21 protein-coding genes and 1 riboswitch are annotated in these 25,107 nt (G+C 50.6%); of the genes, 17 read left to right on the top strand and 4 right to left on the bottom strand.

The window, feature by feature from the left end; all coding sequences use genetic code 11:
- Positions 1-206 precede the first annotated feature (206 nt).
- The 4 genes from H581_RS0128185 to H581_RS0128170 all read left to right on the top strand — a co-directional run bounded on the left by H581_RS0128185 (position 207) and on the right by H581_RS0128170 (position 6,287).
- On the top strand, positions 207-2,573 hold the full coding sequence (locus tag H581_RS0128185) for a helix-turn-helix domain-containing protein (protein ID WP_029192182.1): 2,367 nt from the start codon (positions 207-209) through the stop codon (positions 2,571-2,573).
- Between the two features lie 161 nt (positions 2,574-2,734).
- The gene (locus H581_RS0128180; protein WP_029192181.1) at positions 2,735-4,360 is read left to right on the top strand and encodes an extracellular solute-binding protein; all 1,626 of its coding nucleotides are present in this window, start codon (positions 2,735-2,737) and stop codon (positions 4,358-4,360) included.
- Between the two features lie 124 nt (positions 4,361-4,484).
- A complete protein-coding gene (locus H581_RS0128175) occupies positions 4,485-5,399 on the top strand; it encodes an ABC transporter permease (protein WP_156889729.1) in 915 nt (304 codons plus the stop codon).
- 12 nt (positions 5,400-5,411) lie between these two features.
- Positions 5,412-6,287 carry a carbohydrate ABC transporter permease gene (locus H581_RS0128170; protein ID WP_029192179.1) on the top strand — a complete coding sequence of 292 codons (876 nt, stop codon included), beginning with the start codon at positions 5,412-5,414 and terminating at the stop codon, positions 6,285-6,287.
- A 73-nt stretch (positions 6,288-6,360) separates the two neighbouring features.
- Here H581_RS0128170 and hemQ read toward each other — a convergent pair whose 3' ends face one another.
- A complete protein-coding gene (gene hemQ, locus H581_RS0128165) occupies positions 6,361-7,107 on the bottom strand; it encodes a hydrogen peroxide-dependent heme synthase (protein WP_029192178.1) in 747 nt (248 codons plus the stop codon).
- A gap of 164 nt (positions 7,108-7,271) precedes the next feature.
- On the opposite strand from hemQ, the gene H581_RS0128160 reads away from it, so the two are divergent.
- The 7 genes from H581_RS0128160 (at position 7,272) to H581_RS0128130 (ending at position 13,811) form a co-directional block, all read left to right on the top strand.
- Positions 7,272-7,562 carry a YuiB family protein gene (locus H581_RS0128160; protein ID WP_029192177.1) on the top strand — a complete coding sequence of 97 codons (291 nt, stop codon included), beginning with the start codon at positions 7,272-7,274 and terminating at the stop codon, positions 7,560-7,562.
- 122 nt (positions 7,563-7,684) lie between these two features.
- A complete protein-coding gene (locus H581_RS0128155) occupies positions 7,685-9,214 on the top strand; it encodes a replication initiation and membrane attachment family protein (protein ID WP_029192176.1) in 1,530 nt (509 codons plus the stop codon).
- 21 nt (positions 9,215-9,235) lie between these two features.
- Positions 9,236-10,192: a primosomal protein DnaI gene (dnaI, locus tag H581_RS0128150; protein ID WP_029192175.1), complete on the top strand. Its 957-nt coding sequence runs from the start codon at positions 9,236-9,238 to the stop codon at positions 10,190-10,192.
- A 466-nt stretch (positions 10,193-10,658) separates the two neighbouring features.
- Positions 10,659-11,768, top strand: coding sequence for a sulfate ABC transporter substrate-binding protein (locus H581_RS0128145; protein ID WP_084134831.1), 1,110 nt, complete (start codon positions 10,659-10,661; stop codon positions 11,766-11,768).
- A 30-nt stretch (positions 11,769-11,798) separates the two neighbouring features.
- Positions 11,799-12,638 (top strand): sulfate ABC transporter permease subunit CysT, encoded by an 840-nt coding sequence (gene cysT, locus H581_RS0128140; protein WP_029192173.1) that lies wholly within the window; start codon positions 11,799-11,801, stop codon positions 12,636-12,638.
- Between the two features lie 15 nt (positions 12,639-12,653).
- On the top strand, positions 12,654-13,538 hold the full coding sequence (gene cysW, locus H581_RS0128135; protein WP_029192172.1) for a sulfate ABC transporter permease subunit CysW: 885 nt from the start codon (positions 12,654-12,656) through the stop codon (positions 13,536-13,538).
- A gap of 33 nt (positions 13,539-13,571) precedes the next feature.
- Complete coding sequence (locus tag H581_RS0128130; RefSeq protein WP_029192171.1) at positions 13,572-13,811, top strand: YezD family protein; 240 nt, start codon at positions 13,572-13,574, stop codon at positions 13,809-13,811.
- Positions 13,812-13,913: 102 nt separating this feature from the next.
- Here the strand turns inward: H581_RS0128130 and H581_RS38130 are convergent, their stop codons facing one another.
- Entirely contained in the window at positions 13,914-14,060 is a 147-nt protein-coding gene (locus H581_RS38130) for a YqzM family protein (protein WP_156889708.1), read from the bottom strand.
- Positions 14,061-14,230: 170 nt separating this feature from the next.
- Between H581_RS38130 and uvrC the strand changes: the two genes are divergently transcribed.
- Positions 14,231-16,129: an excinuclease ABC subunit UvrC gene (gene uvrC, locus H581_RS0128120; RefSeq protein WP_029192170.1), complete on the top strand. Its 1,899-nt coding sequence runs from the start codon at positions 14,231-14,233 to the stop codon at positions 16,127-16,129.
- Here the strand turns inward: uvrC and H581_RS35640 are convergent.
- On the bottom strand, positions 16,098-17,723 hold the full coding sequence (locus H581_RS35640) for a CPBP family intramembrane glutamic endopeptidase (RefSeq protein WP_029192169.1): 1,626 nt from the start codon (positions 17,721-17,723) through the stop codon (positions 16,098-16,100). The two genes, uvrC and H581_RS35640, sit on opposite strands and share 32 nt — an antisense overlap.
- Before the next feature lie 244 nt (positions 17,724-17,967).
- Positions 17,968-18,172: riboswitch (cyclic di-AMP (ydaO/yuaA leader) on the top strand.
- Between the two features lie 94 nt (positions 18,173-18,266).
- Here H581_RS35640 and H581_RS0128110 point away from each other — a divergent pair.
- A complete protein-coding gene (locus H581_RS0128110) occupies positions 18,267-19,607 on the top strand; it encodes a TrkH family potassium uptake protein (RefSeq protein WP_029192168.1) in 1,341 nt (446 codons plus the stop codon).
- A 12-nt stretch (positions 19,608-19,619) separates the two neighbouring features.
- A complete protein-coding gene (locus H581_RS0128105) occupies positions 19,620-20,288 on the top strand; it encodes a potassium channel family protein (RefSeq protein WP_029192167.1) in 669 nt (222 codons plus the stop codon).
- Between the two features lie 57 nt (positions 20,289-20,345).
- Here H581_RS0128105 and H581_RS0128100 read toward each other — a convergent pair whose 3' ends face one another.
- Positions 20,346-21,254 carry a LysR family transcriptional regulator gene (locus H581_RS0128100; protein WP_029192166.1) on the bottom strand — a complete coding sequence of 303 codons (909 nt, stop codon included), beginning with the start codon at positions 21,252-21,254 and terminating at the stop codon, positions 20,346-20,348.
- Positions 21,255-21,459: 205 nt separating this feature from the next.
- On the opposite strand from H581_RS0128100, the gene H581_RS0128095 reads away from it, so the two are divergent.
- The 3 genes from H581_RS0128095 to sdhB are packed head-to-tail and all read left to right on the top strand — an operon-like array spanning position 21,460 to position 24,680.
- Complete coding sequence (locus tag H581_RS0128095; RefSeq protein ID WP_029192165.1) at positions 21,460-22,131, top strand: succinate dehydrogenase cytochrome b558 subunit; 672 nt, start codon at positions 21,460-21,462, stop codon at positions 22,129-22,131.
- Positions 22,132-22,155: 24 nt separating this feature from the next.
- Positions 22,156-23,913, top strand: a complete 1,758-nt coding sequence (gene sdhA, locus H581_RS0128090) for a succinate dehydrogenase flavoprotein subunit (protein WP_029192164.1) — start codon at positions 22,156-22,158, stop codon at positions 23,911-23,913.
- Positions 23,914-23,915: 2 nt separating this feature from the next.
- Positions 23,916-24,680 (top strand): succinate dehydrogenase iron-sulfur subunit, encoded by a 765-nt coding sequence (gene sdhB / locus H581_RS0128085; protein WP_029192163.1) that lies wholly within the window; start codon positions 23,916-23,918, stop codon positions 24,678-24,680.
- The last annotated feature ends 427 nt before the right edge of the window (positions 24,681-25,107 follow it).

Here is a 25,107-nt window from a genome sequence, read left to right as displayed (position 1 = left end):
GAGAAACGGCCGTAAGGTTGTTCACTCGAGGGAGTTTTTTCGTTTGCGGATTCAAATTGATGGAAAAATAACAAAACTGCAAAAAAAAACACAAGGGCAATTAAGGTAAATAGAAGTAAAATGATAGGTAGGATAAAGCAAAGCGGAGGGATATCCGGACAAATCTTTATGAAAGCGCATTCTTTATATGAAGAAGGAGGAACCTAATGATTGCCCGGTGGCGTGCAAGATTAGAAGGCGAGGCGTTCCGCAGAACCGTGTTCATGAAGCTGCTGCTTTCATTTATGTGCATTCTGATGATTCCAGTCATTATCGGAGCATTATTATACAACAAGATGGAGCAAGTCTTAATCGACAATGCTAACGAATCCAATCAGGTGCTGCTCGAGCAGACTCGTTTATCGATCGACAGCAGAATGAATGAAGTCGATCAGTTGTCCGCTCAGATTGCGTTTAATCCGACTCTGCAGCTGTTATTGTACGAAGATTCCAATCAGGAATCGATCGATGAATACACCTACATAGAACTGATCAAAAACTTGAAACGTTATCGTACCCTAAGTCCTTACATCGATGATTATTATGTGTATTTGAAGCACTCAGACCAAATTCTATCTTCGAGCATCAGGACCGATCCCCATTTGTTCTATAACCATATCCAAACCTATCGCAATCGCAGCGATAAACAAATGATAGATTTGCTGTCAAGTTACCATCTGAAAGCCTACTTGCCATCCGAACCGATTACCTATAGCTTGAAGCAGCGGAATATGATTACGTCGGTTACCTCGCTGCCTATGGGCGAAGAAACGGATGTCCGGGGCGCGCTTGTGGTCATGATCGATGAATCGGAATTATTAGGGCTGTTAAAAAAAACGGATAAAAGAAATACGGAATTTTATATCTTGAACGAAGAGCTGGAAGTGTTATGCGCGACGTCGCCGGCCTCCAGCGCAATTACAAGCATCCTGCCGGAGCTCTCTGCGCAGCATGGCGATTTCAACGCCGAATTGAACGGGAAAAGCGTGATGATTTCTTATACGAAATCCGGCCAAAATAACTGGACCTATATCTCCGTCTTGCCCAAGGATATCCTATTGTCCAAGGTCAACGAAACCAAATCGCTGGCAGGTCTGCTTGTAATGGTTTGTTTCACCGCGGGACTTGCGTGCTCCTATTATTTTGCTTACAAAAATCACCGGCCGATCCGCGAGCTTATCCAGACTATTTTACAAGGAAAAAACATGCCGGACATTGAGATCAAAAACGAAATCACATTTATAAAAAACGAATTAATGACGTCTATCGACGAAGAGAAAAAAATGCGGCTCCTCCTGGTTCAGCAAGCGCCTGTCATTCAATCGGATTTTATATCCCGGCTGATCAAAGGTTATGTAGATACAAAATCATTGACGGCCAATGACCTTGAATTTATGGATGTGCGCTTTAATCATCGTTTTTTCGGCGTTGTGCTTATCCAGATTGACGACTGCCGCCGGTTTATTCAGGAGGATACGGAGCGGGAATGGACGCTTATGCGATTCATCTTGATTAATCTAAGCAATGAGCTTCTGTCGGAATTCGGGTACGCCATCGAGCTGGAACGAAGCCGGGTCGGCATTATGCTCAATCACGCCCAATCCAAGGCCGAAAGCGGCAATGATTTGGATGCGGTTCTAAATCAACTGCACAAACAAATGGAACTGAAATTCAAAATAAACGTTACGATCGCGGTCAGCAGCCTGAAGCATGGAATCGATCAAATCGCGGTTGCTTACGGAGAAGCGGTTACGGCGCTTGAATATAACCTGCTGCCTGGTCAAAGCTCGGTTATTTATTACGGGGAAGTAAAAGATACGGAGCATCATTATTTCTATTATTCGCTTGAAACGGAATCGCAATTGATGAATTACGCCAAAAGCGGGGACTACGGCAGCGTTGCGAAAGTGCTGGACCATGTGTTCGAAATCAATTTCAAGACGCGGGCCATCTCGCCCGAAATGGGAAAGTGCTTGTTCTTCGAGCAGATGAATACCGTTTTAAAGCTGTTTTACGCTCTGAATATGGATGACAAGCTGTTCTTCGGCGGAGAAGGGGATCCCGTCAAATATATAACGAGGATCGGCTCGGCGGATAAAATGAACGAAACGCTGAAACAGTTGTATAAGGCGATATGCGACAAAGTGGAGGAGGAAAGGACGGACCACAGCGAACAATTGATTACAAAAATCAGGCGGTTCATTCAGGAGCAATATGCCAGCAATGATCTCAGCCTGACGAGCATAGCGGATTATTGCGGTTTGAATCCATCGTACTTATCCACTTTCTATAAGAAACAAAGCGGACATAATTTGACCGAGTATATTACTTCCTTGCGAATCAAGCGCGCGAAGGCATATCTGGAGGAAGGGGAGTGGACCGTATCCCAGATCGCGCTTATGGTCGGTTTCTCTAATGACATCGGATTAATTCGCGTCTTCAAAAAGTCGGAAGGCATTACGCCGGGCAAATACAGAGAAATATTCAGAGCAAAGGGCATAAAAACACGGGCATTCTTTAATATAGACAGTTGATGTGAAAATCGGATAACCGCTAATCTGGGCATCCGTCAGCCTCTCTATAATTATCGCCATATCCATGGAACCGCATATGCCTTTACGATGGAATCAGCCGACCGAAGGGCTGCTTCATGGATTTGGTTCAATCCTATCATTGAGAGGAGATTGTAAAGCTTATGGGGGGAAAAAGAGGGCTCATCTCGTATTTCATGGTTTTCATATCTTTAGCCGTGCTGCTGGCGGCGTGCTCAGGCGGCAACAATAACCCAGACGATACGAACGCAAAGGACGCGCCTAAACCGAATGATAACAACGCGGGGAAAGAAATGGAAGCGGTTAATTATCCGGAAGGCTTGTCGTATTGGGTTTCGCTTAACCCGAACGCTTCCGCTACGATGGCTAATCTGGGCGAAAGCAAAATATACCGGCAGCTGGAGAAAGTGACGGGCACCAAAGTGGAATGGATTCATCCCGCCGGCGAAGGGGCCCAAATCGAAGAGCAATTTAATCTGATGCTCGCTTCGAAGAAGCTTCCGGACGTGATCGAGAGAAACTGGCTGACCGTATCGCGCGGCCCGGACGACGCGATCAAAACCGGCACGATTTTGCGCCTGAACGAACTGATTGAGGAACACGCGCCTAACTTAACGAAATATTTAAATGAACATCCCGAAATCAAAAAAATGATCATGACGGACGAAGGCAACATTTATTCCTTCCCGTTCATTCGCGGGCATGAGAAGCTGATGGTGTTTTTTGGCCCGATTCTAAGAAAAGACATGCTGGATAAGACCGGACTGGAAGTGCCGGCAACGATTGATGAGTGGGAGAAGGTGCTTGAGGCCTTCAAGGAGCTTAACAACGGCGAGCCGCCATTCGTCCACACGATTCCCAATATACAAGTCGGTCAAGCGTTCATTGGCGCTTTCGGCATTCCGCTCGAATTCTATAATGATAACGGCGTCGTCAAATACGGATCGATGCAGCCGGAATACAAGGATTTTCTGACCGTCATGAACCGCTGGTATAAGAAAGGACTGCTTGATCCCGACTTTGCCGCGATGGACACGAAGCTGATGGATTCCAAGGTGACGACGGGCAAGACGCTTGCATTCGTCAGCTATACGGGCAGCGGCATCGGCAAATTTATGGGTCTCATGAAGGATGACCCTGAGTTTGAGCTCATATCGGCCCCTTACCCAACGCTGAACAAAGGCGAAAACGCAATATGGGGACAGAGGGACTTCCCTTATACGGGGATCGGAGCGGCAATTACGAAAACGGCGAAAAATCCGGAGCAAATCGTCAAGTGGCTGGATTACGCTTACGGACCCGAAGGACATAATTTGTTCAACTTCGGCATCGAGGGCGAAAGCTATACCATGATCGACGGCAAACAGGTTTACACCGATGTGATTATGAAAAATCCGGACGACCTTCCGATTACCCAGGCGATGGCGCAGTATTTCCGCGCGTCCTACAATGGACCGTTCGTGCAGGATCCCGGTTATATCGAGCAATATCTGGAGCTGCCTTCCCAGAAGGAAGCACTTGTGAATTGGGAGAAGGCAAAATCGGATATGAAGCTGCCTCTAACTACGCCAAACGCGGAAGAAGGCAGGAAGATAGCCTCCATTATGACGGATTTAAAGGTGTTCCATGAAGAAATGCTGTTGAAATTCATTATGGGAACGGAACCGCTCGACAAGTTCGACGAATACGTCGAAACTCTGAAAGCCATGGGAATCGAAGAAGTACTGAAGCTGGAGCAAGCGGCCTTGGATCGCTACTTAAAGAGATAAGGCTGTCCGCGCCGGGAATTCTCCCGGTGCGGATCTACTCTAAGGGATGAAAGGAAGGAGTCTGGATATGGCGGACATCGGAACGGACAGTACGGCAGCCCCTTTCGGAGGCATCAATGCCCGTATGAGCTTCGGACAACGCGTGAGAAAGGATTTTGCGAAAAATAAGTTGATCTATATGATGTTAAGCCCGGCGATCTTGTACTTCCTGATCTTTCATTACGGACCGATGTACGGCATGCAAATCGCCTTTAAAGATTATACTGTCCATTTAGGCTTCTGGGGCAGCCCATGGGCAGGTCTGGATAATTTCAAAGAATTTTTTTCCAGCTATTATTTCGGCCGGATCTTGAAGAACACCATATTGCTGAGCTTGTACAGCTTGATCTTCGCATTTCCCGCAGGCATTATTCTGGCGCTGCTGCTAAACGAAATCAGGTCCAGCTGGTTTAAGAGATCGGTACAAACGATTACGTATATGCCGCATTTTATTTCGCTCGTTGTCGTCGTAGGAATCATGTTTGATTTTCTGGCAAGGGACGGACTGGTCAATCATATGCTGACAAGCATGTTCGGCATCGAACCGATTGCTTTTATGCGGGAAGCAGGCTGGTTCAGAATCTTGTATATCGGTTCCGGCATATGGCAGAACATTGGCTGGAGCTCTATCATCTTTCTGGCTTCCATCGCCTCCATTGATCCTTCCATCTACGAAGCCGCCAAAATTGACGGTGCGGGCCGCTGGAAGCAAACCTGGCATGTCACGCTTCCCGGTATTGCGCCGACGATTATTATTCTGCTTATTCTTAATATTGGCCAGCTGCTTTCGGTCGGCAACGAAAAGATTCTGCTGATGTATAATCCCATTACGTACGAAACGGCGGATGTCATCGGAACTTATACGTACCGCAAAGGGATTCTGGAAACCGACTACAGCTACGCGGCTGCCGTTGGCATGTTTAACGCCATCATTAGCTTTACGCTGCTGGTTGTCGCGAACGGCGTCTCCAGGAAGACGAGCGAAACCAAAATATGGTAAGGAGAATGGACTATGAAAGTAACGTCCGGAGAACGTGTATTCGGCGTATTTAATATGCTGTTTTTATTTTTGCTGTCCTTAACTTCGTTGTATCCTTTAATATTTGTTCTGTTCGCGTCGTTCAGCGATCCTGCGCAGCTCGTCCAGTCAAGGGGGATTCTGCTGTTTCCTAAAGGCTTTAATCTGGACGCATACCGAATGGTTTTTATGAATCCCGCTATCGGTACGGCCTATTTGAATACGATGTTTTATGTCCTTGTCGGAACGACGGTTAACATCATCTTGTCTTCGATGGCAGCGTACGGCTTGTCGAGACGCGATGTCATGTGGAAAAACGGGATCATGTTTATGATCGTGTTTACGATGTTTTTTGAAGGAGGATTAATTCCTGCCTTTCTGCTTGTCAATGATCTCGGTTTGCTGGATACCCGATGGGCGCTTATTATTCCGACCGCGATCAGCGCCTTTAATCTGATTATTATGAGAACGGCCTTCCAAGCCGTTCCAGTGGAGCTTGAGGAGTCCGCTAGACTGGATGGGGCTAACGATTTCCGGATTTGCTGGTCGGTCGTGATTCCGCTTTCCTTGCCGGTTATTGCCGTAATGTTGTTGTTCTATGGGGTTTCGCACTGGAATTCATGGTTCTCGGCGATGATTTATTTGCAGGACCGCGCCTTATTCCCGCTGCAGCTTATCCTTCGCGATATTCTGATCGCCAATGACACGTCGCGCATGATGACGGATATCAGCTCAAGTGACCAGATGCCAATCGGGGAAACGATTAAATATGCGACGATTATCGTTGCGACCGTTCCCATCCTTTGCGTATATCCATTCCTGCAGAAATATTTTGTGAAGGGTGTCATGATCGGGGCGATTAAGGGGTAGGGAGTTAACGGAATACTCAAGCTGGATGGGGGAGCGGCGGCCGCTTCCTCCGTCCGCTCTCCGCAATAAAATACTAAATCTTCAGAAACTCGCTAAACTTGGCGCCATCAAGAAAATTGCCGACGTAGAAATCACCGAAATCCGCATAACGGGCGCTAACCTCGTCAAAGCGCATTTCATAGATCAGCTTCTTGAATTGAAGCGCATCGTCCGCGAACAGCGTTACGCCCCATTCCCAGTTGTCGAAACCCACGGAGCCGGTAATGATTTGTTTCACCTTGCCCGCGTACTGGCGGCCGATCATGCCGTGGCTGCGCATCAGCGCGCGGCGCTCGTCCATGCCAAGCATGTACCAGTTGTCGCCGCCCTCGCGACGTTTGTTCATCGGATAGAAGCAGATGTGATTCGCTTTAGGCAGCGTCGGCTTCAATCTTGCGAGGATATCCGGATTTTGCATCGGATCGGTGCCCGGCTGCGCCATGTAGTTGCTAAGCTCCACGATGCTTACGTATGAATGTACCGGATAAGTGAAGCTGGAGAACGTCGTTTTGTTGAATGCCGTCTCGACCGCGTTCAGCTCCTCCAGCGATTCGCGCAAAAACATGAATACGAAATCGGCCTTCTGCCCGACGATGGAATATACCGCCGTGCTTCCTTGCTTCCGTTCTTCATCCTCTGCCCACTGCTGCAAAAAAGTTTGCAGCTCGTCCAGGGCGCGGCTGCGTTCGGCCTCGTCGGCTAAGCGCCAAGCGGTCCAGTCGATGCTGCGGAAATCATGCAGCGCGTACCAGCCTTCCAGCGTTTGTGCTGCTTCACTCATTGGATAAATGCTCCTTTCAAGCTCCTATTTGATGCTGCAACTATTGTATCGTAATGTGGCGGATGGGAGCAAATGGCGGTCTTGTGACATTTGTCCTCCGCTAATTGACTTCCCCGACGCCTTTCATTAAACTTAAAAACGAGAATCTGAAAGGGGAAGTTTGGATGCTTCAGTTAATGATAGCGACGGTGCTGTTTATGGTCATGATGTTCGGCATCGGCTTTATATTGAATATGCTGTTAAAAACAACGTGGTTTCCGATCTATTTATTCATACTCGTTCTTATACCGCTTGGCATTTGGGCGCCATGGGATAAGTCGGCAACAGCGACGATAGAAAACTTTGCCCATTATACGATCGTAGATTACATTCCGGTTATCGGCGCATTGGTCGGCGCATACATAAGCGGCTGGGCGATTCAGACGCTTCGCAAGGGCGGCTACAAAATGTTCTAGCTTTCGCAAGTTTAACGGAAATCCCTCATTCGGGGGATTTTTCTATTTTTCGACCCGACCCTCAAAGGTCTTTTTATGCTAGAATAATAGAATGAAAGAATGCAGGGGATGGAGTAGATGCAATGCGCATCCATAATATTTTGCAATACACGGAACACCACCGATATTACATATTTCGTGATTTTTCGCTTAGCAGTCTCGATTATAAGATGCTGTCGCTAATCTATCAGCCGATGATTGGCGCTTTTGCGGTCGCCTTTTATCAGCAGCTGTACCATGGCATCGCGGAGGGGCGTTCCGGTTATTCGTCCTTGGAGCCTCAGAGGAGGCTGTTTTTAGGATTGGGGCTGGAAATGAACGAACGCGGCCGCAGGCATTTAATCGAGCAGGCATCGAAGCTGGAAGCCGTCGGCCTGCTGCAGACATCGCGGCTCGGCTTGTCTGACCAAGCGGACGTTATCTACGAATACGAGCTGGCCGAGCCGCTGTCGCCGGCAGAATTTTTCCGCAATATGCATTTAACCATGCTGCTGCGCGATAAGATCGGCAAATATGCGGTTATATCGCTCCGGGAATCCTTTGGCGCGAACGAACCGGACGAGCTGGCGGATGCCGAGATGACGAAAGAAAATATTTCGGTGCCTTTCTACGAATTGTTTAAGCTGAACATGCAATCGGTAGACGATGAGCTGGAGCAGGCGTTAACGGAGGTTGCGCCTTCGAGGCAATCGGCGGAACGGCAGACGCTTGCGACGGCGGCCATTCCATACGGCGAGATTATTTTGCGTTTTCCCCGCAACTCGGCGAACCGGCGTTATGTGGAGCGGCTGCGCAGCGACGAGGAGCAGATGGCGCAGGTCAATTATGTCGCGTATAAGTACAGCTTAACCGTCGCGGATCTATGCCGGCTTCTCGATGAAGACGGCATCTTCAGCGAAGGCGGCGGCTTAAATGTTGATGAGCTGCAGCTAAGAGCCAATCAGCTGTACAGGCAGGATAAGAAGCGCGAAGGCGATCGCCAGCGGACGCTGGCCAGAACGCAGTTCACCCGCGGCGAACCTGAGGAATCCGATGAAATGACGGAAGAATACGAGGTTCTGGAGCAAGATTTTCTGCAGGTGCCGAATCAGCTGCTGGGACGCTGCGATATTCAGCAATATAACATGCTGATGCGCAATGAGCCGCATACCCGGTTCCTTCAGCGGTTCTTTCCCGGCGCGGTGCCGGATTGGATCGAGCGCGCATTTGAGCGGATTGATTTGAATTATAAGCTCGCGGCGCCTGTCATTAATGTTCTTATTCATTATGTGATCGGGGCGAACGAGGCGCAGCGGGTAACGAAGACGTTCCTCGATGCCGTGGCTTCCAATATGCTGGTGAAGCAAATCGATACATTCGAGAAAGCGGTCCAGTACGTAAGAGAGCAAGCGCAGGTGGAGCAGGAGAAAGAAAGGCGCAAGGATGCGGCCGCAAGCTACGGCGGGGCCGGAGGAGGCGCTTACGCAGGCAAGGGCGGCAGCCGGACAGGCAATCGCGGCGCCTCGCGCAAGCCCGCGATTCCGATCGTGCAGGACGGCCAAGCCGGCTCGGCCGTATCGGCCGATGAGCTTGAGGAGCTTCGGAAGCTGGCGCGCAAGCTGGATGGCAAATAATTGGAGCGGGGTGAGCAGACGATGGAGTCATTGGGCGAAATGTTGAAGACTTGGCCGACTGGCCGGGCCATTACGGAGCAGGCGGAGCAGAAGCTGACGGAGCTGCTCGCTGATCCTCTGGTGGAGAAGCTTAGGGCGAAGCATCCGGAGCTGGACGAGCATACGATTAAGATCAATCTGAATCGCGTATACCAATACGTTAAGGAATTTAAAAGCTGTTCCAATTGCCCCGGGCTGGACAATTGTCCGAATGATTTCGAGGGGCATTACACGATGCTCAGCTGCGATACGGTGAACGGCTATCCTCAGCTCTACGACCGGAAGGTCGCTTGTAAGAAATTTACGGCCAGACAGAAGGAAGACCATGTCCGCAGCCGGATTCGCAGCTTCTATGTCGACGAGAAGGCGCTTCAGAGAGGGTATTCCTCCGATGAAATTCTGACGAATGATCTGGAGCGGGCGAAGGCTGTCGGTCAGGTGCTGCGCTACATTGACCGGACGAAGGAGCATGGCCTGCAGGAGGAGGGGCTGTATCTTGCCGGCCGCTTCGGGACGGGCAAAACCTTCTTGATGTGTTACATGCTGCAAGAGCTGGCGAAGGCCGGTTACTCCGGCGTTATCGTCTATATGCCGGACTTTGTCGAGGATCTGAAGTCGCTCATGCACGAGCCGGGCAAGCTGAAGGATACGGTCGAGATGATGAAGGAGACGGATCTCCTTATTTTCGACGATATGGGAGCGGAGAATTTAAATCCGTGGGTGCGCGATCATGTCCTGGGCGCCATTCTTAATTATCGGATGCAGCGGAAGCCGACCTTCTATACGTCCAATTATGAGCTGGATGCGCTGGAGCGTCATTTCAGCTTCACTAGCAAGGACGGCGACGAGCTGCATAAGGGCCAGCGGATCATGGACCGCATAAGGCCGTATGTGGAGGTTGTGATGGTCGCGGGCGAGAATAAGCGCGGACGGAAATAATGGATAGATGTAAAGCTTTAGCCAGCTGATTCCTGCAAGAAGGATGAGGCGGCTGAGGCTTTTTTTTATTTATTGTAACCCCATTCAATTGTAACCCCATTCAACTTATATGCTGGATTCTGTCCAATTTCAAATGTGAATACTCGTGTCCGAGGCTGTACAAAATCCAGTATAGCGAGAACGAGCGGTGGTATGGTGTTGCTGCGTACGTTGCTGGGTATAACTCGAGGGGCGTTATTTACACTTCACTTATAAGTAAACTTTATAAGATTGATTAGTTTTTGAAATTAAGTATTGACAGCTAATGGAGTGCGCTGGTAATATTCATCCATAATCAACTAAACAGGTAGGAATAATGGTTTAACGACCGGACGAACCGGAGTAAACACCTATTTGACGGTAGAACGTTTGAGATATCTGACTCGCGTTTCTACGAGCCTGTCATATCAATTAAGGGGTGTATGGAATGTTGAATAAGCTTACTCTCGTTCGTCCATTTGTTATCCTTATTGCATTAGTTCTTGTACTCGCAGCTTGCGGCCAAGGAGGCGGCAATTCAGAAAATAATCATACAAATCAGCCAGCTGACGTGACGAATTCGGCGGCAACGGAAGTGCCGGCGGGCGGAAAGCCCAAGCCGCCGGTTGAACTGTTGAACGTATCCTATGATCCAACTCGCGAGCTGTACGTTGAATTTAACGAATCTTTCGCCAAGCATTGGAAAGCGGAGACGGGCCAAGAGGTTACGGTTAAGCAATCGCATGGCGGTTCGGGCAAGCAGGCCCGCGCCGTCATTGACGGGTTGAAAGCCGATGTCGTTACGTTGGCGCTGGGCTACGATATAGATGCGATAGCTGAACCGGGGCTGATCGATGCGGATTGGCAGTCGAAATTCGAGCATAACAGCTCGCCGTATACATCGACCATCGTATTTCTCGTTCGCAAAGGAAATCCGAAGGGCATTAAAGATTGGAACGATTTGATTAAGGATAAAGTTGAGGTTATTACGCCGAATCCGAAAACGTCGGGCGGAGCGCGTTGGAACTATCTTGCCGCATGGGGTTACGCCCTCAAGCAGAATGGCGGCGACGAAGCAAAAGCGCAGGAGTTTGTTGCCGAGTTATTCAAGCATGTTCCGGTGCTCGATTCAGGTGCTCGCGGTGCTACAACGACCTTCGTTGAACGCGGGATCGGCGACGTCCTGCTCGCTTGGGAGAATGAAGCCTTCCTGTCGATCAATGAGCTTGGTCCTGATAAATTCGAAATCGTTTATCCGTCTCTAAGCATACTTGCGGAGCCACCGGTAGCGGTTGTAGATAAAGTTGCAGACGAACGCGGAACACGCGAAGCGGCAGAAGCATACCTGCAATTTTTGTACACGGAAGAAGGACAGGAAATCGCTGCAAAAAACTATTACCGTCCGATTTCCGAGACGGTTGCAGCGAAATATGCCGGGCAATTCCAATCACTTGAGCTGCTAACGATCGATCAGGATTTTGACGGATGGAAGGAAGCGCAGACGAAGCATTTTGCCGACGGGGGCATTTTTGACCAAATTTATTCACCGGGCTCGTAACGCCATGAGGAAGATTGGAGCTGACTTCACATGAAAGGTTCCAAGCCCCGTAATCGCAATGTTCTGCCGGGTTTTGGACTGTCACTGGGCTTCACCTTGTTTTATTTAAGCACCGTCGTATTGATCCCGCTGGCCACCGTTTTCTATCGGACGGCAGAGCTCAGCTGGACTGAATTCTGGGATACGGTAACGGGCGCGAGGGTGCTCGCGTCTTATCGGGTCACCTTCATGACGGCCTTCTGTGCTGGTCTGGTTAATGCGGTGTTTGGCCTCGTCGTGGCATGGGTGCTCGTAAGGTACCGTTTTCCGGGCAAAAAACTGATCGACAGCCTGGTGGATTTGCCGTTTGCCCTGCCGACGGCGGTTGCCGGCATCGCGTTAACCGCGATCTATGCGCCGAACGGATGGATTGGCTCGCTGTTAGAGCCGCTTGGCGTCAAGGTCGCCTATTCTCCGATCGGCATTACGATCGCGCTTATTTTTATCGGTTTGCCGTTCGTCGTTCGTACCGTACAGCCCGTGCTGCAGGATATGGAGAAGGAAACGGAAGAAGCTGCGGTCATGCTGGGGGCTTACAGGCTTCGGACGTTCCGGAAGGTGATCCTGCCCGAGCTCCTGCCGGCGCTGTTAACCGGGTTCGCGCTCGCTTTCGCAAGAGGCATCGGCGAATACGGCTCGGTCGTCTTCATCTCCGGCAATATGCCGCTGAAGACCGAAATAACGCCGCTGCTCATTATAACGAAACTGGAGCAATACGATTACGCGGGAGCTACAGCGATCGCGCTTGTCATGCTCGTCGTATCCTTCCTGATGCTGCTTGTCATTAATTTGCTGCAGTGGCGAATGAACCGGCGTACCGTTTCAGAATAAAAGGGGGGATGGACAATGGCCGGAGCCATAACGGTACACACGTCGGAGGAAGCCTCGAGGCGGCCGCAGCATATTACGGAATCAGGCCCTGTCAGGTGGATCCTCATCGGCATCGCGTTTATCTTTCTCGGATTCGTCGTCCTGCTGCCGCTCGTTTCCGTATTCGTCGAAGCCTTCAAGAAGGGGGCCGGCGTCTATTTCGATTCCATAACGGAGCCCGACGCTTTATCGGCATTAAAGCTGACGCTGCTAGTTGCCGTCATCGCCGTCCCGATCAATACGATCTTCGGGATCGTGGCTGCCTGGGTGATCAGTAAGTTCCGTTTCCGCGGCAAAAACCTGGTAATTACGCTCGTTGATTTACCGTTTGCCGTATCGCCCGTCATTTCAGGCCTCATCTATGTGCTGCTCTTCGGCGCACAGGGCTTGCTGGGCCCTTGGCTTGACGAGAGAGGCATCCAAATTATATTTGCGGTACCCGGCATCGTCTTGGCGACGGTCTTCGTCACGGTTCCGTTTGTCGCCCGAGAGCTGATTCCGCTCATGCAAGCGCAGGGCGTTCAGGAGGAGGAAGCGGCGGCAAGCCTCGGAGCCAAAGGGTGGCAGATCTTCTGGCGGGTAACGATTCCGAATATCAAATGGGGTTTATTATACGGCGCCATCCTGTGCAATGCCAGAGCGATGGGCGAGTTTGGCGCCGTATCCGTCGTATCCGGCCATATTCGCGGAGAAACGAATACGCTGCCGCTGCATATTGAAATTTTGTACAATGAGTACCAATTTTCAGCTTCGTTCGCAGTCGCGTCACTACTCGTTATGCTGGCTGTCGTGACGCTGATCGTGAAGAGCATGGTGGAATGGAAGTCGAGCCGGCAGCGGCCGATAGAAGACAATTCTTAATTCATTCAATTTTATTTCATGGAGGGGTTTCGAATGGCAAAACCGTTAGAAGTGGATCAGCAATGGCTGGAGCGAATCGCGGATCAGGTGAGCGGACTGCAGTATGGTCAAGTTACGATTACCGTGCATGACGGACGGATCGTTCAGATCGACCGGACGGAAAGAACGCGGTACGACGGACCCTCCCAGAAGAACAACCCGTCCGGACCGCAGAAGGAGGCGGAGCAGCGCGATTATCAGCCTTCAGGGGAAGTGCTTCGTTTCATACAATAGCTATTGTTCCGCCGCATCAAAAAAGCTCCATGCCCGGGAAGTGCCCGGGGCATGGAACTTTCGCGTTCCAAACAAAAAGGAGCAGCGCGCTGCTCCATTTCATTACGAGATGATGAATTTGACAATAACAGCCACGGCGAAAATAACGGTCATAAAACCGAGCATGCCGCCAAAGCCGAAAACAACATCCATCAGGTCGTGGCGAGGTTCTTCGTTAATATGCTCGCGCGGATCTCTTACGTGCTCCATCGTTGACGTCCTCCTTGAAAAATCCCGATTGCTTCAATTACAGCCGTGAAATTAGTATACCCAATCTTCCGAACAGTTGTAAAGCAATTACCGGTGACAATTGTAAGACAAAATATCGTTCATCTATGCTAAAATGTGATCAGTATGACACGGCAGTCGGAGGCGAGAGCATGGAAGAGCAGCATACGGATCAGCGGCAGGCCGAGAAGCGGCTTGCGGAAGCAAAAGAGACGATACGGAACAAATTAGCTTTGCTCCCGGATCAACCGGGCTGTTATTTGATGAAGAACGGCGACGGCGTTATTATTTACGTCGGCAAGGCGAAGGTGCTCAAGAACCGGGTACGGTCTTATTTTAACGGCAGCCACAACGGGAAAACGCAGCGTCTCGTTTCGGAAATACGCGATTTTGAATTTATAGTCACGTCGAGCAACATGGAGGCGCTCATTCTTGAGTGCAATCTGATTAAGCAGCATCACCCGCGCTACAACGTCCTGCTGAAGGACGACAAAACCTTTCCTTATATTAAAATTACGAACGAGAAGCACCCGAAGCTGGAAATTACAAGGCGCATCGTCAAGGACAAGGGCAAATATTTCGGCCCGTACCCGAATGCATATGCGGCGCAGCAGACGAAGAAGCTGCTGGACCGTTTGTATCCGCTCCGCAAATGCAAGACTTTGCCGGATAAGGTGTGTCTTTATTATCATATCGGGCAATGTATTGCGCCCTGCGAGTTTGAGGTGGAGCAATCGGAGTATGACCGGATGACGCAGGAAATTACCCGGTTCCTGAACGGCGGCCAGGACGTTGTGAAGGCCGAGCTCCAGCGCAAGATGGAGGAGGCGGCCGAGCAGCTCGAATTCGAGCGGGCCAAGGAGCTTCGCGACCAGCTTGTCGCCATTGACGAAGTGATGGAGAAGCAGAAGATTACGATGTCGGATGCGCTTGACCGCGACATCTTCGGCTATGCGGTAGACAAAGGCTGGATGTGCGTTCAAATTCTGTATATGCGCAAAGGAAAGCTGATCGAACGCCGAGCCTCGACCTTCCCCTATTACGGGGAGGAATACGATGATTTCATGACGTTCGTGACCCAATATTACAGCGATAATCCGGCGCTGCCGAAGCAGATCTTGCTGCCGCTGCCGCCGGAGCTGGAGAAGCCGGAAACCGAAATCGAAGCCGAAGTGGAGGAGCCGGCCGCCTCGAGAGCTGACGAAGTGATCGCTTCGCTGCACAGCTGGTTGAAGGTGAAGGTGCTGATGCCGCAGAGAGGGCGCAAGAGCGAGGTTGTGACGATGGCAACCGATAACGCGAAGGTCATGCTGGAGGAGAAGTTCCGTTTGATCGAGCGGGACGAAGAGCGAAGCGTTAAGGCATCGGAGTCGTTAGCCGGCTGGCTGGGCCTTGAGGAAGTGCGCCGCATCGAGGCGTTCGATAACTCGAACATTCAAGGGACGAACCCGGTATCCGCGATGGTCGTCTTCACGGACGGCAAGCCGGACCGGAAGGAATACCGCAAATTCAAGGTCAAAACGGTACAGGGGCCCGACGATTACGATACGATGCGCGAGGTGATAAGAAGGCGCTATGAGAGGGTGCTTAAGGAAAATTTAACTCCGCCCGATCTCATCGTCGTCGACGGAGGCAAGGGACAAATCTCGGCTGCGCTTGACGTATTGGAGAACGAGCTGGGGCTGTTTATCCCCGTATGCGGCTTGGTCAAGGATGCGAAGCATAAGACGGCGCAACTGATGACGGGAGATCCTGCAGAGATTGTGCCGCTGCCGCGCGACAGCCAGGAGTTTTATTTGCTTCAGCGCATTCAGGACGAGGTTCACCGGTTCGCCATTACGTTCCACCGCGAGCAGCGCGGCAAGTCGATGGTCGAGTCGAAGCTCGATTCGATTCCCGGCATCGGCGAGAAGCGGCGGAAGCTGCTGCTGAAGCATTTTGGCTCGGTCAAAAAAATAAGAGAGGCCTCAGTCGAAGACTTTAGGCCCCTCTCGATCGGTGAAAAATTAGCTTCGCAAATTATAGCTGCTCTAAAGGAGGAGCCGTCCTGATGGACGGTTTCTTTTCTTTTTTGCCGCTCAAATATTTGATCGCATAGGCAATCGGCACCGGCAGCACCGTGAAGAAGACGGCCGATACGATATTCGGAGCCGAGCCGATCGTGAGCAATGAAAAACCGACGGCGGCGCTGTTAAAGATCGCATGCGTGAACATCGAGGTGATCAAGCCGTATCTGACAAAAATAAAGCTGAATACGAGCCCGATGATCATAAGCTCGATGAGCCGTGTCGATGACGGGTAGAACGGGTACATCACATGGCCGAGCGCCCAGAAGAACGTGGGCAGCAGCGCTGCCGCAAACGTATTTTTGAACCATCTGCGGAACAAGCCGATCCCGAAAAACCGGAAAACCGCCTCTTCGGAAATCGCGGCCGCCCAAGCGAGAACGGGCATCAGCCATAGAATTCCCATATTATACGGGGACTGAGTGACATCGGTCGTATCCCATGTGCCGATCGTAAATTTTAACCCGATAAAAATGACGGATTGCATCGCGAACAGGATGACCGCGAATAAATAGGACAATCCCATGCTTCGCCATACGTAGTCGCCGTAGCCTTTCTGACCGAACCTCGGCCACAGGCTGCGCCCCTGAGCCTTCCAAAGACCGTCGCCGGCTATGAGCGAGACGTAGATGGAACCGGCCATCGGTATCGTAAGCACGATCGTGAATATAGCCGTGAAAGCAACCGTCTGATCGGCCATTCCGCTCTCGCCAAGCGATGCCCGGATGCCGTCTAGAATATTAAAATTCATGATGATGTACGTTATAAAATAAATGATGGTCAAAATGATACCGTACTTGAATGAAGTGAATTTACGGTACAGCACGGCGTAAATAATGGCAAGGATGCCAAGGATGAAGCTCATAAACAAATAGCCGAAGCCGGTAAGGAAGCCCGCCAGCCGATCCTGTTCCTTCACGTATGCGATATAATCGGGAGGCGCAATAAAGGCCGGCTTATATTCGGTTACGATGGTTCGGCTGTCTATGGAAATCGCGCTTATATCTACGTTGAGAGCGGCATCCTTGATGACGTAGCCTGAAGGCTTTACGTTCCAGTCCCCGTTCTCGAGTAATTTGCCCTCCTGCAGTTCTGCCTCGCGGAAGCCCTGTTTCGACAAGAACTGATCCGCTTCTGCAGCCAGATCGAACTTGGAGAGCGATTGCCCGTCGATAAGGAGATTCCAGGATACGATCTTTCCGCTTTGCATATGTACATATACGAAGCCGCTTCCGCCCTCTTCAAACTTCAAATCCACCTGATACGTATCCGTCGGGAAGCGGGAGTCATATTGGTCGCTGTACGTCTTGATCAGATTTTCCTTGGACAAATATCCATTCATCAATTTGTCGGTTTGATGAACGGCCTTAGCCGATTTGACGGTTAAACCCGTTTCCTGTCCGGCGAAGGCTGCGGCCTGCTTCTCCGCTTCGTTTTTCTCGATGACGTCGGTGTTGTACTCGCCGGATGAAATGGAAGCGATCGTCGGGATGACATCCAAACTTACATAAATGACGAAGCATGCGACCGCCGCCCACCAAAAACGCCGCCATTCCTTCGGCTTAATTGAATCAATCATTAGTTCACCTCGGAGGTCTGTATTGTAAACATCTTATTTCATTACCTTATCATATTAATCCCTGAATTATCCAATGAAAAAGATCGTTTCTTTCAAAAAGAAGCGAAATAACGATGTCCATCAAGCCAGATGCTCGCTGCGCCTTGACATTGCCCGTTTTTGCTCTTTTTTCGCTTCTTATGTCCCTTAAGTCAGCTTTATATCTGGACGGCTTTGGGATTATAATCGTAAACGTCATACAAATTAAATAGTACAGCCGAATTTCCGCAGGAAAACGGGGGAACCATAAAGCTGTCGCGAACAATGAATAGGTTGCATTCAGGGCTATTCTCAAGCGGCGGCATGGGGTGAATTTTAGCTCGGGAGACCATCTCTTGAAACGCTAAATAGGGCTGCCTGTCCAGGCCCGAATCCGTCAGCTAACCTCGTAGGCGTATTGGAACAGGACTCTCATCGCATCCGGCACTGAGTATCCAGTGCTTTTTTTTGTGCTTGGAAATGCTTGCGAGAAGCCCTAAACATGCTGATAAAGAAGGTTATACGATGAAAGCGATTTGGAAGGTGTTCAAAGGTTCTCCGCCCCGGATTCTGGTCAGCGGCTTCGCGTTTATTATTTTGCTGGGAGCTTTCTTGCTATCGATGCCGTTTGCTTCCGCAAAGGGAGAAAGGCTGCCGTTTATTGACGCGTTGTTTACGGCTACTTCTGCGACATGCGTCACCGGTTTGGTCGTAGTCGATACGGGAACCTATTTCTCGGTGCCGGGCCAGATCATCCTCATGTGCCTCTTTCAACTGGGCGGCCTTGGATTTATGACGATGGCCACGCTGGTAGCGCTTGTCCTGCGCAAGAAGATTTCATTGCGCGAACGGCTCATTTTACAGGAGGCGATGAATCAGTCGAGCATGGAAGGCATCATTCGGTTAATCAGGCGGGTGATTATCTATTCGCTTTCGATCGAACTAATCGGCGCAACTCTATTTGCCTCGCGTTTTGCATTCGATATGCCTTTGGGCAAAGCGATTTATTTTGGCTTATTTCATGCCATATCCGCATTTAACAATGCAGGCTTCGATATATTCGGCGATTATCGAAGCATGACCCTGTATGTATCGGATCCGATTGTGAACATAACCGCGATTTTTCTCGTCGTAACCGGCGGTCTTGGTTTTATCGTCATGTCGGAATTAATGGAATTGCGCAATAAGCGCAAGCTGTCTCTGCACAGTAAAGTCGTATTGTCGATGACGGGGTCATTGATTTTGATCGGTACGGTCATTATATTTATTTTCGAGTTTTCCAATCATCTCACTTTAGGAACGCTCGATTGGGGCGGGAAAATGGGGTCGTCGATATTTCAAGCCGTCATGCCGAGGACAGCCGGATTCAATTCGCTTGATCTGACGGTGCTTCGTCAAGCGACACAATTTCTTATCATCATCCTGATGTTTATCGGCGCGTCCCCGGGATCGACCGGCGGGGGGATTAAGACGACAACCTTTGCTGTCCTGTTCGGCGCCGTCTTCGCGATGATTCGCGGACGCGAAGATATTGTGCTATTCCGCCACCGCTTGGGGAAAGACAGGATCTTCAAGGCGCTTACCATTACCATGCTGTGTCTTGTTCTTGTTATAGTCGTGACGATGCTGTTATCCACACTAGAGGATCAACCTTTTCTGGTCATTTTATTTGAAGCAACCTCCGCATTTGCGACCGTAGGGCTATCGCTCGGCTTAACGTCGGAGCTTAGCGAGACGGGAAAGATCATTATTGCAATAACGATGTTTGCCGGGCGGCTTGGCCCGTTAACGCTTGCTTACGCGCTTGGTCCTCGCACAGAAAAAGAATTGTACCGGCATCCGGAAGGAAAAATTACGATTGGTTAGGAGACATCGCAGGTGGGGAACAAAAAAAATCAGTTTGTTATTGTAGGTTTAGGAAGATTCGGTTCAAGCTTAGGGCGGGAGCTCGTCGGGCTTGGTCATGAAGTGCTTGGAATCGATAAGGATGAAGAAGCGGTTCAGGATATGAGCAATTTGCTTACCTTTGCCGTTACCGCCGATTGCACGGATGAGGAGACGCTGCGTTCGCTGGGAGTCCGTAACTTCGACTGCGGCGTCGTAGCGATCGGCGACGATATTCAAGCTAGCATTCTTACGACCATTTTATTGAAGGATCTAGGCGTGAAGAAGGTCGTTGCGAAGGCGATGACCGAACTGCACGGTAGAGTGCTCGAGAAAATCGGCGTGGACCGCGTCGTCTATCCGGAACGCGATATGGGCATACGGGTGGCGCATCAGCTTGTATCTCCAAACCTGCTGGACTATATTGAGCTATCCAAGGATTATACGATCGCGGAGCTTGCTGTACCGAAATGCTTGAACGGCAAGTCGCTGCATGACCTTAATCCGCGCGCGAAATTCGGCTGCAGCATCGTTGCGATCAATAAACCAGGCGGTATTATTATCGCGCCCACAGCCGCAGACGTACTGACGGAGCGGGATGTGATGGTTGTTATCGGGACGAATGATCAAATTGAACATTTCGAGGCTACGGTTATCCGATAAACCGTCCGGCCGGGGATGTGTCAGCCCTATATTGGAAAAAATAAGGACAGCAGCCTCTTATAAGCTGCTGTCCTTCTGCTTTGGCAGGCGCGCAGGCAATTCACTCATCCATAAACGAACGGATGGGCTTAACGCGGCGGAGTCGGCATGAATAAGCGACGTTGTGCGCTTCGTATCCTGAAGCTCCCGAATGGGGACGATGATCAGCTCGTTATCCTCCAGCAGCTCTTGGCGCATATAGGAATGCGGAAGCAGCGTAGCCGCTCTGCAGGTATGCAGCAAACGCAGAATAGCCTCGAAGGAATCGATCTCCATGCGGACATCCGGCTGAAGATGGTATTTATCGAACAGTTCATCCGTTAAGAGCCGGTACCAGGTGCCTTTGGAGAAAAGGATCATCGGCATGCCCGTTAAATCCTGAATGCCGAGCGTGCCTTTATTCGTAATGACTTGATTCCGGGGAAGGACCAGCGATAGATGATCCTCGAACAGAGGGATGCATCTAAGCGTGGAGTCTTCAATACTGGACGCGACGATACCGATGTCAGCCTTGTGATCGCGGACAAGCGAGACGATTTCATGCGTTTTGCCGGTTACCGCCTTAATCTCGATTTCCGGATGCCCGGACGTTAAGGATTGAATGAGGTCGGGCAGCGTCGTCTGCAGCGTCGTTAAGCTGGCGCCGATCGTCAGCGTCGTATACCCGGTTGTCGTGAATTCGGATACGTTCTGCAAATATTTGCGGTGGAGCTGCCGGAGCTCAAGCGCATATTCGTAGGTAAGCTGTCCGATGCGGGTCAACTCGAGCCGTTTGCCGATACGGCGGAACAGCGGCGAGCCGATTTCCTGCTCGAGCTTTCCTATTTTGCGCGATAAGGCGGGTTGGGATAAATTGAGCAAGGACGATGCCTTATTCATGCTTGATTGCTCCACGATTACGGTGAACACATGCATCTCTTCATTCATTACAGGTGCTCCTTATGTCGATTTGTTATAAGAAATTATAAAAAATAAGCAATACCATTATAAGCTGAAAAGGAGTAGGATGGGAAGTGTGGCTAAATATGTGTCGAGTTTTGTTGACGGAGGTACATGCTGGGGTTACAATGTAGAATGATTTGTTCAGAAAATGCAAGAGAGTACTTACAGTTTTGAAAGGAGAAGGAATGACATGAAAGGAAATTCGTATTTCTCGCGCAAGCTTCACTCGCTTCTCGGGATCATTCCGCTCGGCGGTTTTATCGTCGTGCACGGTCTGACCAACTACCAGGCGTTTGAACGCGGCCCCGAAGGCTTCGCCAAAGGCGTGCATTTTATCAACAGCTTGCCGGTGCTGCCGCTGCTCGAGATTTTCGGCATTTACCTCCCGCTATTGTTCCACGGCATTTACGGCTTATACGTCGCCTACCAGTCGGACTCGAATACGGGACGCTTTAAATACGGCCGGAACTGGGCGTTTACCGCGCAGCGGATTACGGGGGTAATTACCTTTGTATTCGTATTCTGGCATGTATACCAAACGAGGTTGCAGATTTATCTAGGTCATCTGACGCACGAGGAGCTTGGCTCGACGATGAATTTAATCGCCAGCAGTCCCGTTTATTTCGTCCTTTATTTGATCGGCGTATTGGCAGCCGTATTTCATTTCAGCAACGGGCTTTGGGCGTTTCTCGTCAGCTGGGGAATTACGGTCGGACCTAAGGCGCAGCGTATTTCCTCTTATATCTGCATGGGCGTTTTTGTTATCGTTTCCGCGTTGTTCATACTTTCGCTCATCGCGTTCGGCGGTGACGAATTTAAGGAAGCTGCGAATGCCGCAACGGCATTTACGAATATCGGTTAGTTTGTAGACAAGGAGCGAAACGTAATGGCAAAAAATAAAATTATCATCGTTGGCGGCGGTCTGGCCGGCTTGATGGCTACCATTAAAGCGGCAGAAGCAGGCGTGCACGTTGATCTGTTTTCTCTTGTGCCGGTCAAACGTTCCCATTCCGTATGCGCGCAAGGCGGGATCAATGGCGCGGTTAATACGAAAGGGGAAGGCGACTCCCCGTGGGAGCATTTTGACGATACGGTGTACGGCGGCGACTTCCTGGCGAATCAGCCTCCGGTCAAAGCAATGTGTGACGCGGCGCCGGGCATTATTCACTTGATGGACCGGATGGGCGTTATGTTCAGCCGGACGTCCGAGGGCTTGCTCGACTTCCGCCGTTTCGGCGGCACGAAGCATTCGCGTACGGCATTCGCGGGCGCTACGACAGGACAACAGCTGCTGTACGCTCTCGATGAGCAGGTACGCCGCTGGGAAGCAGCCGGCTTGGTTAACAAATTCGAGCATTGGGAATTCCTTGGCGCAGTCGTAGACGACGACGGCGTATGCCGCGGCGTATCGGCTCAGGACCTGCGTTCGATGGAGATTCATACGGTTCGCGCGGATGCGGTCATTTTGGCATCAGGCGGTCCCGGCATTATTTTCGGCAAAACAACGAACTCGGTTATCAATACAGGTACCGCTGCCAGCGCGGTTTATCAGCAGGGCGTTCACTACGCGAACGGCGAGTTTATCCAAATCCACCCGACTGCCATTCCCGGCGACGACAAGCTTCGTTTGATGTCGGAATCGGCTCGCGGCGAAGGCGGACGGATCTGGACCTATAAAGACGGCAAGCCCTGGTATTTCCTGGAAGAGAAGTACCCGGCTTACGGCAACCTGGTGCCCCGCGATATCGCGACTCGTGAAATATTCAGCGTATGCGTTGACCAGAAGCTCGGCATTAACGGGGAGAATATGGTTTACCTTGACCTTTCCCATAAGGATCCGAAGGAGCTGGACGTTAAGCTCGGCGGCATCATTGAAATTTATGAGAAGTTCATGGGCGATGATCCGCGTAAAATTCCGATGAAGATTTTCCCGGCCGTTCACTACTCGATGGGCGGCATGTGGGTCGACTACAACCAGATGACGAACATTCCGGGCTTGTTCGCAGCCGGCGAGTGCGAGTATCAATACCATGGCGCTAATCGTCTGGGCGCGAACTCGCTGCTGTCCGCCATTTATGGCGGCATGGTCGCCGGACCGAAAGCCGTGGAGTACATCAAAGGGCTTAAGAAGTCGGCCGAAGACATTTCATCCTCCGTATTTGACCGCGACGCGAAGCGTCATGCGGACAAATACAACAGCATTCTCAATATGAACGGCAACGAAAATGCATACGTCATTCACAAAGAGCTGGGCGAATGGATGACGAACAATATGACGGTCGTTCGCTTCAACGATAAGCTGGAGCAGACGATCCACAAAATCAAAGAGCTCAAACAGCGTTATGCCAAAATCAATATCAACGATACGGCGAGCTGGAACAATGCCGGCGTAGCCTTTACTCGTCAATTATGGAATATGCTTGAGCTTTCCGAAGCGATGACGCTGGGCGCCCTTATGCGTAACGAAAGCCGCGGAGCGCACTACAAGCCGGAATTCCCGGACCGCGACGACGATCAGTTCATGAAGTCGACGATTGCGAAATGGACGGCGGAAGGCCCGCAAATTTCGTACGAGGACATCGACGTAAGCCTGATCAAGCCTCGTAAACGCGACTATTCGAGCGATAAGAAGAAAGGAGAATAACGATGGCTGACACGACTGTCGCAACAAAAACGGTTAAGTTTATCATCACGCGTCAAGATACTCCTGATTCGAAGCCGTATACGGAAGAATTTGAAATTCCATACCGCCCTAACATGAACGTGATCAGCGGCCTGATGGAAATTCAGCGCAATCCGAAAAAAACGGACGGATCGAACACGGCGCCGGTTTGCTGGGACTCCAACTGCCTGGAAGAAGTGTGCGGCGCCTGCTCCATGGTCATTAACGGCAAGCCGCGCCAAGCATGCAGCGCGCTCGTCGATAAGCTGGAGCAGCCGATTCGCCTGGAGCCTATGCGCACCTTTCCGGTTGTCCGCGACCTTGTCATTAACCGCGAGCGTATGTTCGGCGCTCTGAAGCGCGTGAAAGCATGGATTCCGATCGACGGTACGTACGATCTTGGTCCTGGTCCGCGCATGGCCGAGACGAAGCGCCAATGGGCGTACGAGCTGTCCAAATGCATGACCTGCGGCGTTTGTCTGGAGGCTTGCCCGAATGTCAACGACCGTAACAGCTTTATCGGCCCTGCGGCGATCTCCCAGGTTCGGTTGTTCAATGCGCACCCGACTGGCGAAATGAACAAGGAAGAGCGCCTGGACGCCTTGATGACCGACGGCGGCATTGAAGGCTGCGGCAACTCGCAGAACTGCGTGCGCTCTTGTCCGAAAGGCATTCCGCTGACGACTTCGATTGCCGCAATTAACAAAGATACGACTAAGCATCTTTTCAAAAAATGGCTTGGCATGTAAGCAGACCGTCTTACTGGACCCCCGACTTGTTCGCGGGGTTCTTTTTTATGGCGGGTCTTGAAAGTGCGCGAGATTTTAGCATGAATTATTGGCATGTTATGTGAACATTAGTTGCGAGCACGATAAGTGAGTATGAATTACATGCATCTATAATGAGTATGAGTTTGTGTAATGAATAACCTGAATGTAATGTGAGAACGATTTTCGTAAAAAACGTTGATATTGATAATTATTATCAATAATAAAGAATGAAGAGTCATTTGTCAATGCAGGTGGAGAGGGAAAGCAGCATGCCTGCCCATGTGAAGCGTACAGCACGAATGAGCGGCACTTCTGCCGTTAGAAGGGTAGATGAGAAGTGAATCACGTGAATGAACGGCAGAAGTGCCGTTGAATGAGCCTACGTGGAGCGAAACGCGCGAATGAG

It is taken from the genome of Paenibacillus harenae DSM 16969 (assembly GCF_000422465.1).
GTDB lineage: Bacteria > Bacillota > Bacilli > Paenibacillales > Paenibacillaceae > Pristimantibacillus > Pristimantibacillus harenae.
The sequence above is the reverse complement of the archived record's forward strand: the minus strand, read 5'-3'. Positions and strand labels throughout refer to the sequence as shown.

Bases quoted from the DNA above. Each gene is read 5' to 3' on its own strand.
- H581_RS0128185 (WP_029192182.1), top strand. From the start codon at position 207: ATGATTGCCCGGTGGCGTGCAAGATTAGAAGGCGAGGCGTTCCGCAGA.
- H581_RS0128180 (WP_029192181.1), top strand. From the start codon at position 2,735: ATGGGGGGAAAAAGAGGGCTCATCTCGTATTTCATGGTTTTCATATCT.
- H581_RS0128175 (WP_156889729.1), top strand. From the start codon at position 4,485: ATGAGCTTCGGACAACGCGTGAGAAAGGATTTTGCGAAAAATAAGTTG.
- H581_RS0128170 (WP_029192179.1), top strand. From the start codon at position 5,412: ATGAAAGTAACGTCCGGAGAACGTGTATTCGGCGTATTTAATATGCTG.
- hemQ (WP_029192178.1), bottom strand. From the start codon at position 7,107: ATGAGTGAAGCAGCACAAACGCTGGAAGGCTGGTACGCGCTGCATGAT.
- H581_RS0128160 (WP_029192177.1), top strand. From the start codon at position 7,272: ATGCTTCAGTTAATGATAGCGACGGTGCTGTTTATGGTCATGATGTTC.
- H581_RS0128155 (WP_029192176.1), top strand. From the start codon at position 7,685: ATGCGCATCCATAATATTTTGCAATACACGGAACACCACCGATATTAC.
- dnaI (WP_029192175.1), top strand. From the start codon at position 9,236: ATGGAGTCATTGGGCGAAATGTTGAAGACTTGGCCGACTGGCCGGGCC.
- H581_RS0128145 (WP_084134831.1), top strand. From the start codon at position 10,659: ATGTTGAATAAGCTTACTCTCGTTCGTCCATTTGTTATCCTTATTGCA.
- cysT (WP_029192173.1), top strand. From the start codon at position 11,799: ATGAAAGGTTCCAAGCCCCGTAATCGCAATGTTCTGCCGGGTTTTGGA.
- cysW (WP_029192172.1), top strand. From the start codon at position 12,654: ATGGCCGGAGCCATAACGGTACACACGTCGGAGGAAGCCTCGAGGCGG.
- H581_RS0128130 (WP_029192171.1), top strand. From the start codon at position 13,572: ATGGCAAAACCGTTAGAAGTGGATCAGCAATGGCTGGAGCGAATCGCG.
- H581_RS38130 (WP_156889708.1), bottom strand. From the start codon at position 14,060: ATGGAGCACGTAAGAGATCCGCGCGAGCATATTAACGAAGAACCTCGC.
- uvrC (WP_029192170.1), top strand. From the start codon at position 14,231: ATGGAAGAGCAGCATACGGATCAGCGGCAGGCCGAGAAGCGGCTTGCG.
- H581_RS35640 (WP_029192169.1), bottom strand. From the start codon at position 17,723: ATGATTGATTCAATTAAGCCGAAGGAATGGCGGCGTTTTTGGTGGGCG.
- H581_RS0128110 (WP_029192168.1), top strand. From the start codon at position 18,267: ATGAAAGCGATTTGGAAGGTGTTCAAAGGTTCTCCGCCCCGGATTCTG.
- H581_RS0128100 (WP_029192166.1), bottom strand. From the start codon at position 21,254: ATGAATGAAGAGATGCATGTGTTCACCGTAATCGTGGAGCAATCAAGC.
- H581_RS0128095 (WP_029192165.1), top strand. From the start codon at position 21,460: ATGAAAGGAAATTCGTATTTCTCGCGCAAGCTTCACTCGCTTCTCGGG.
- sdhA (WP_029192164.1), top strand. From the start codon at position 22,156: ATGGCAAAAAATAAAATTATCATCGTTGGCGGCGGTCTGGCCGGCTTG.
- sdhB (WP_029192163.1), top strand. From the start codon at position 23,916: ATGGCTGACACGACTGTCGCAACAAAAACGGTTAAGTTTATCATCACG.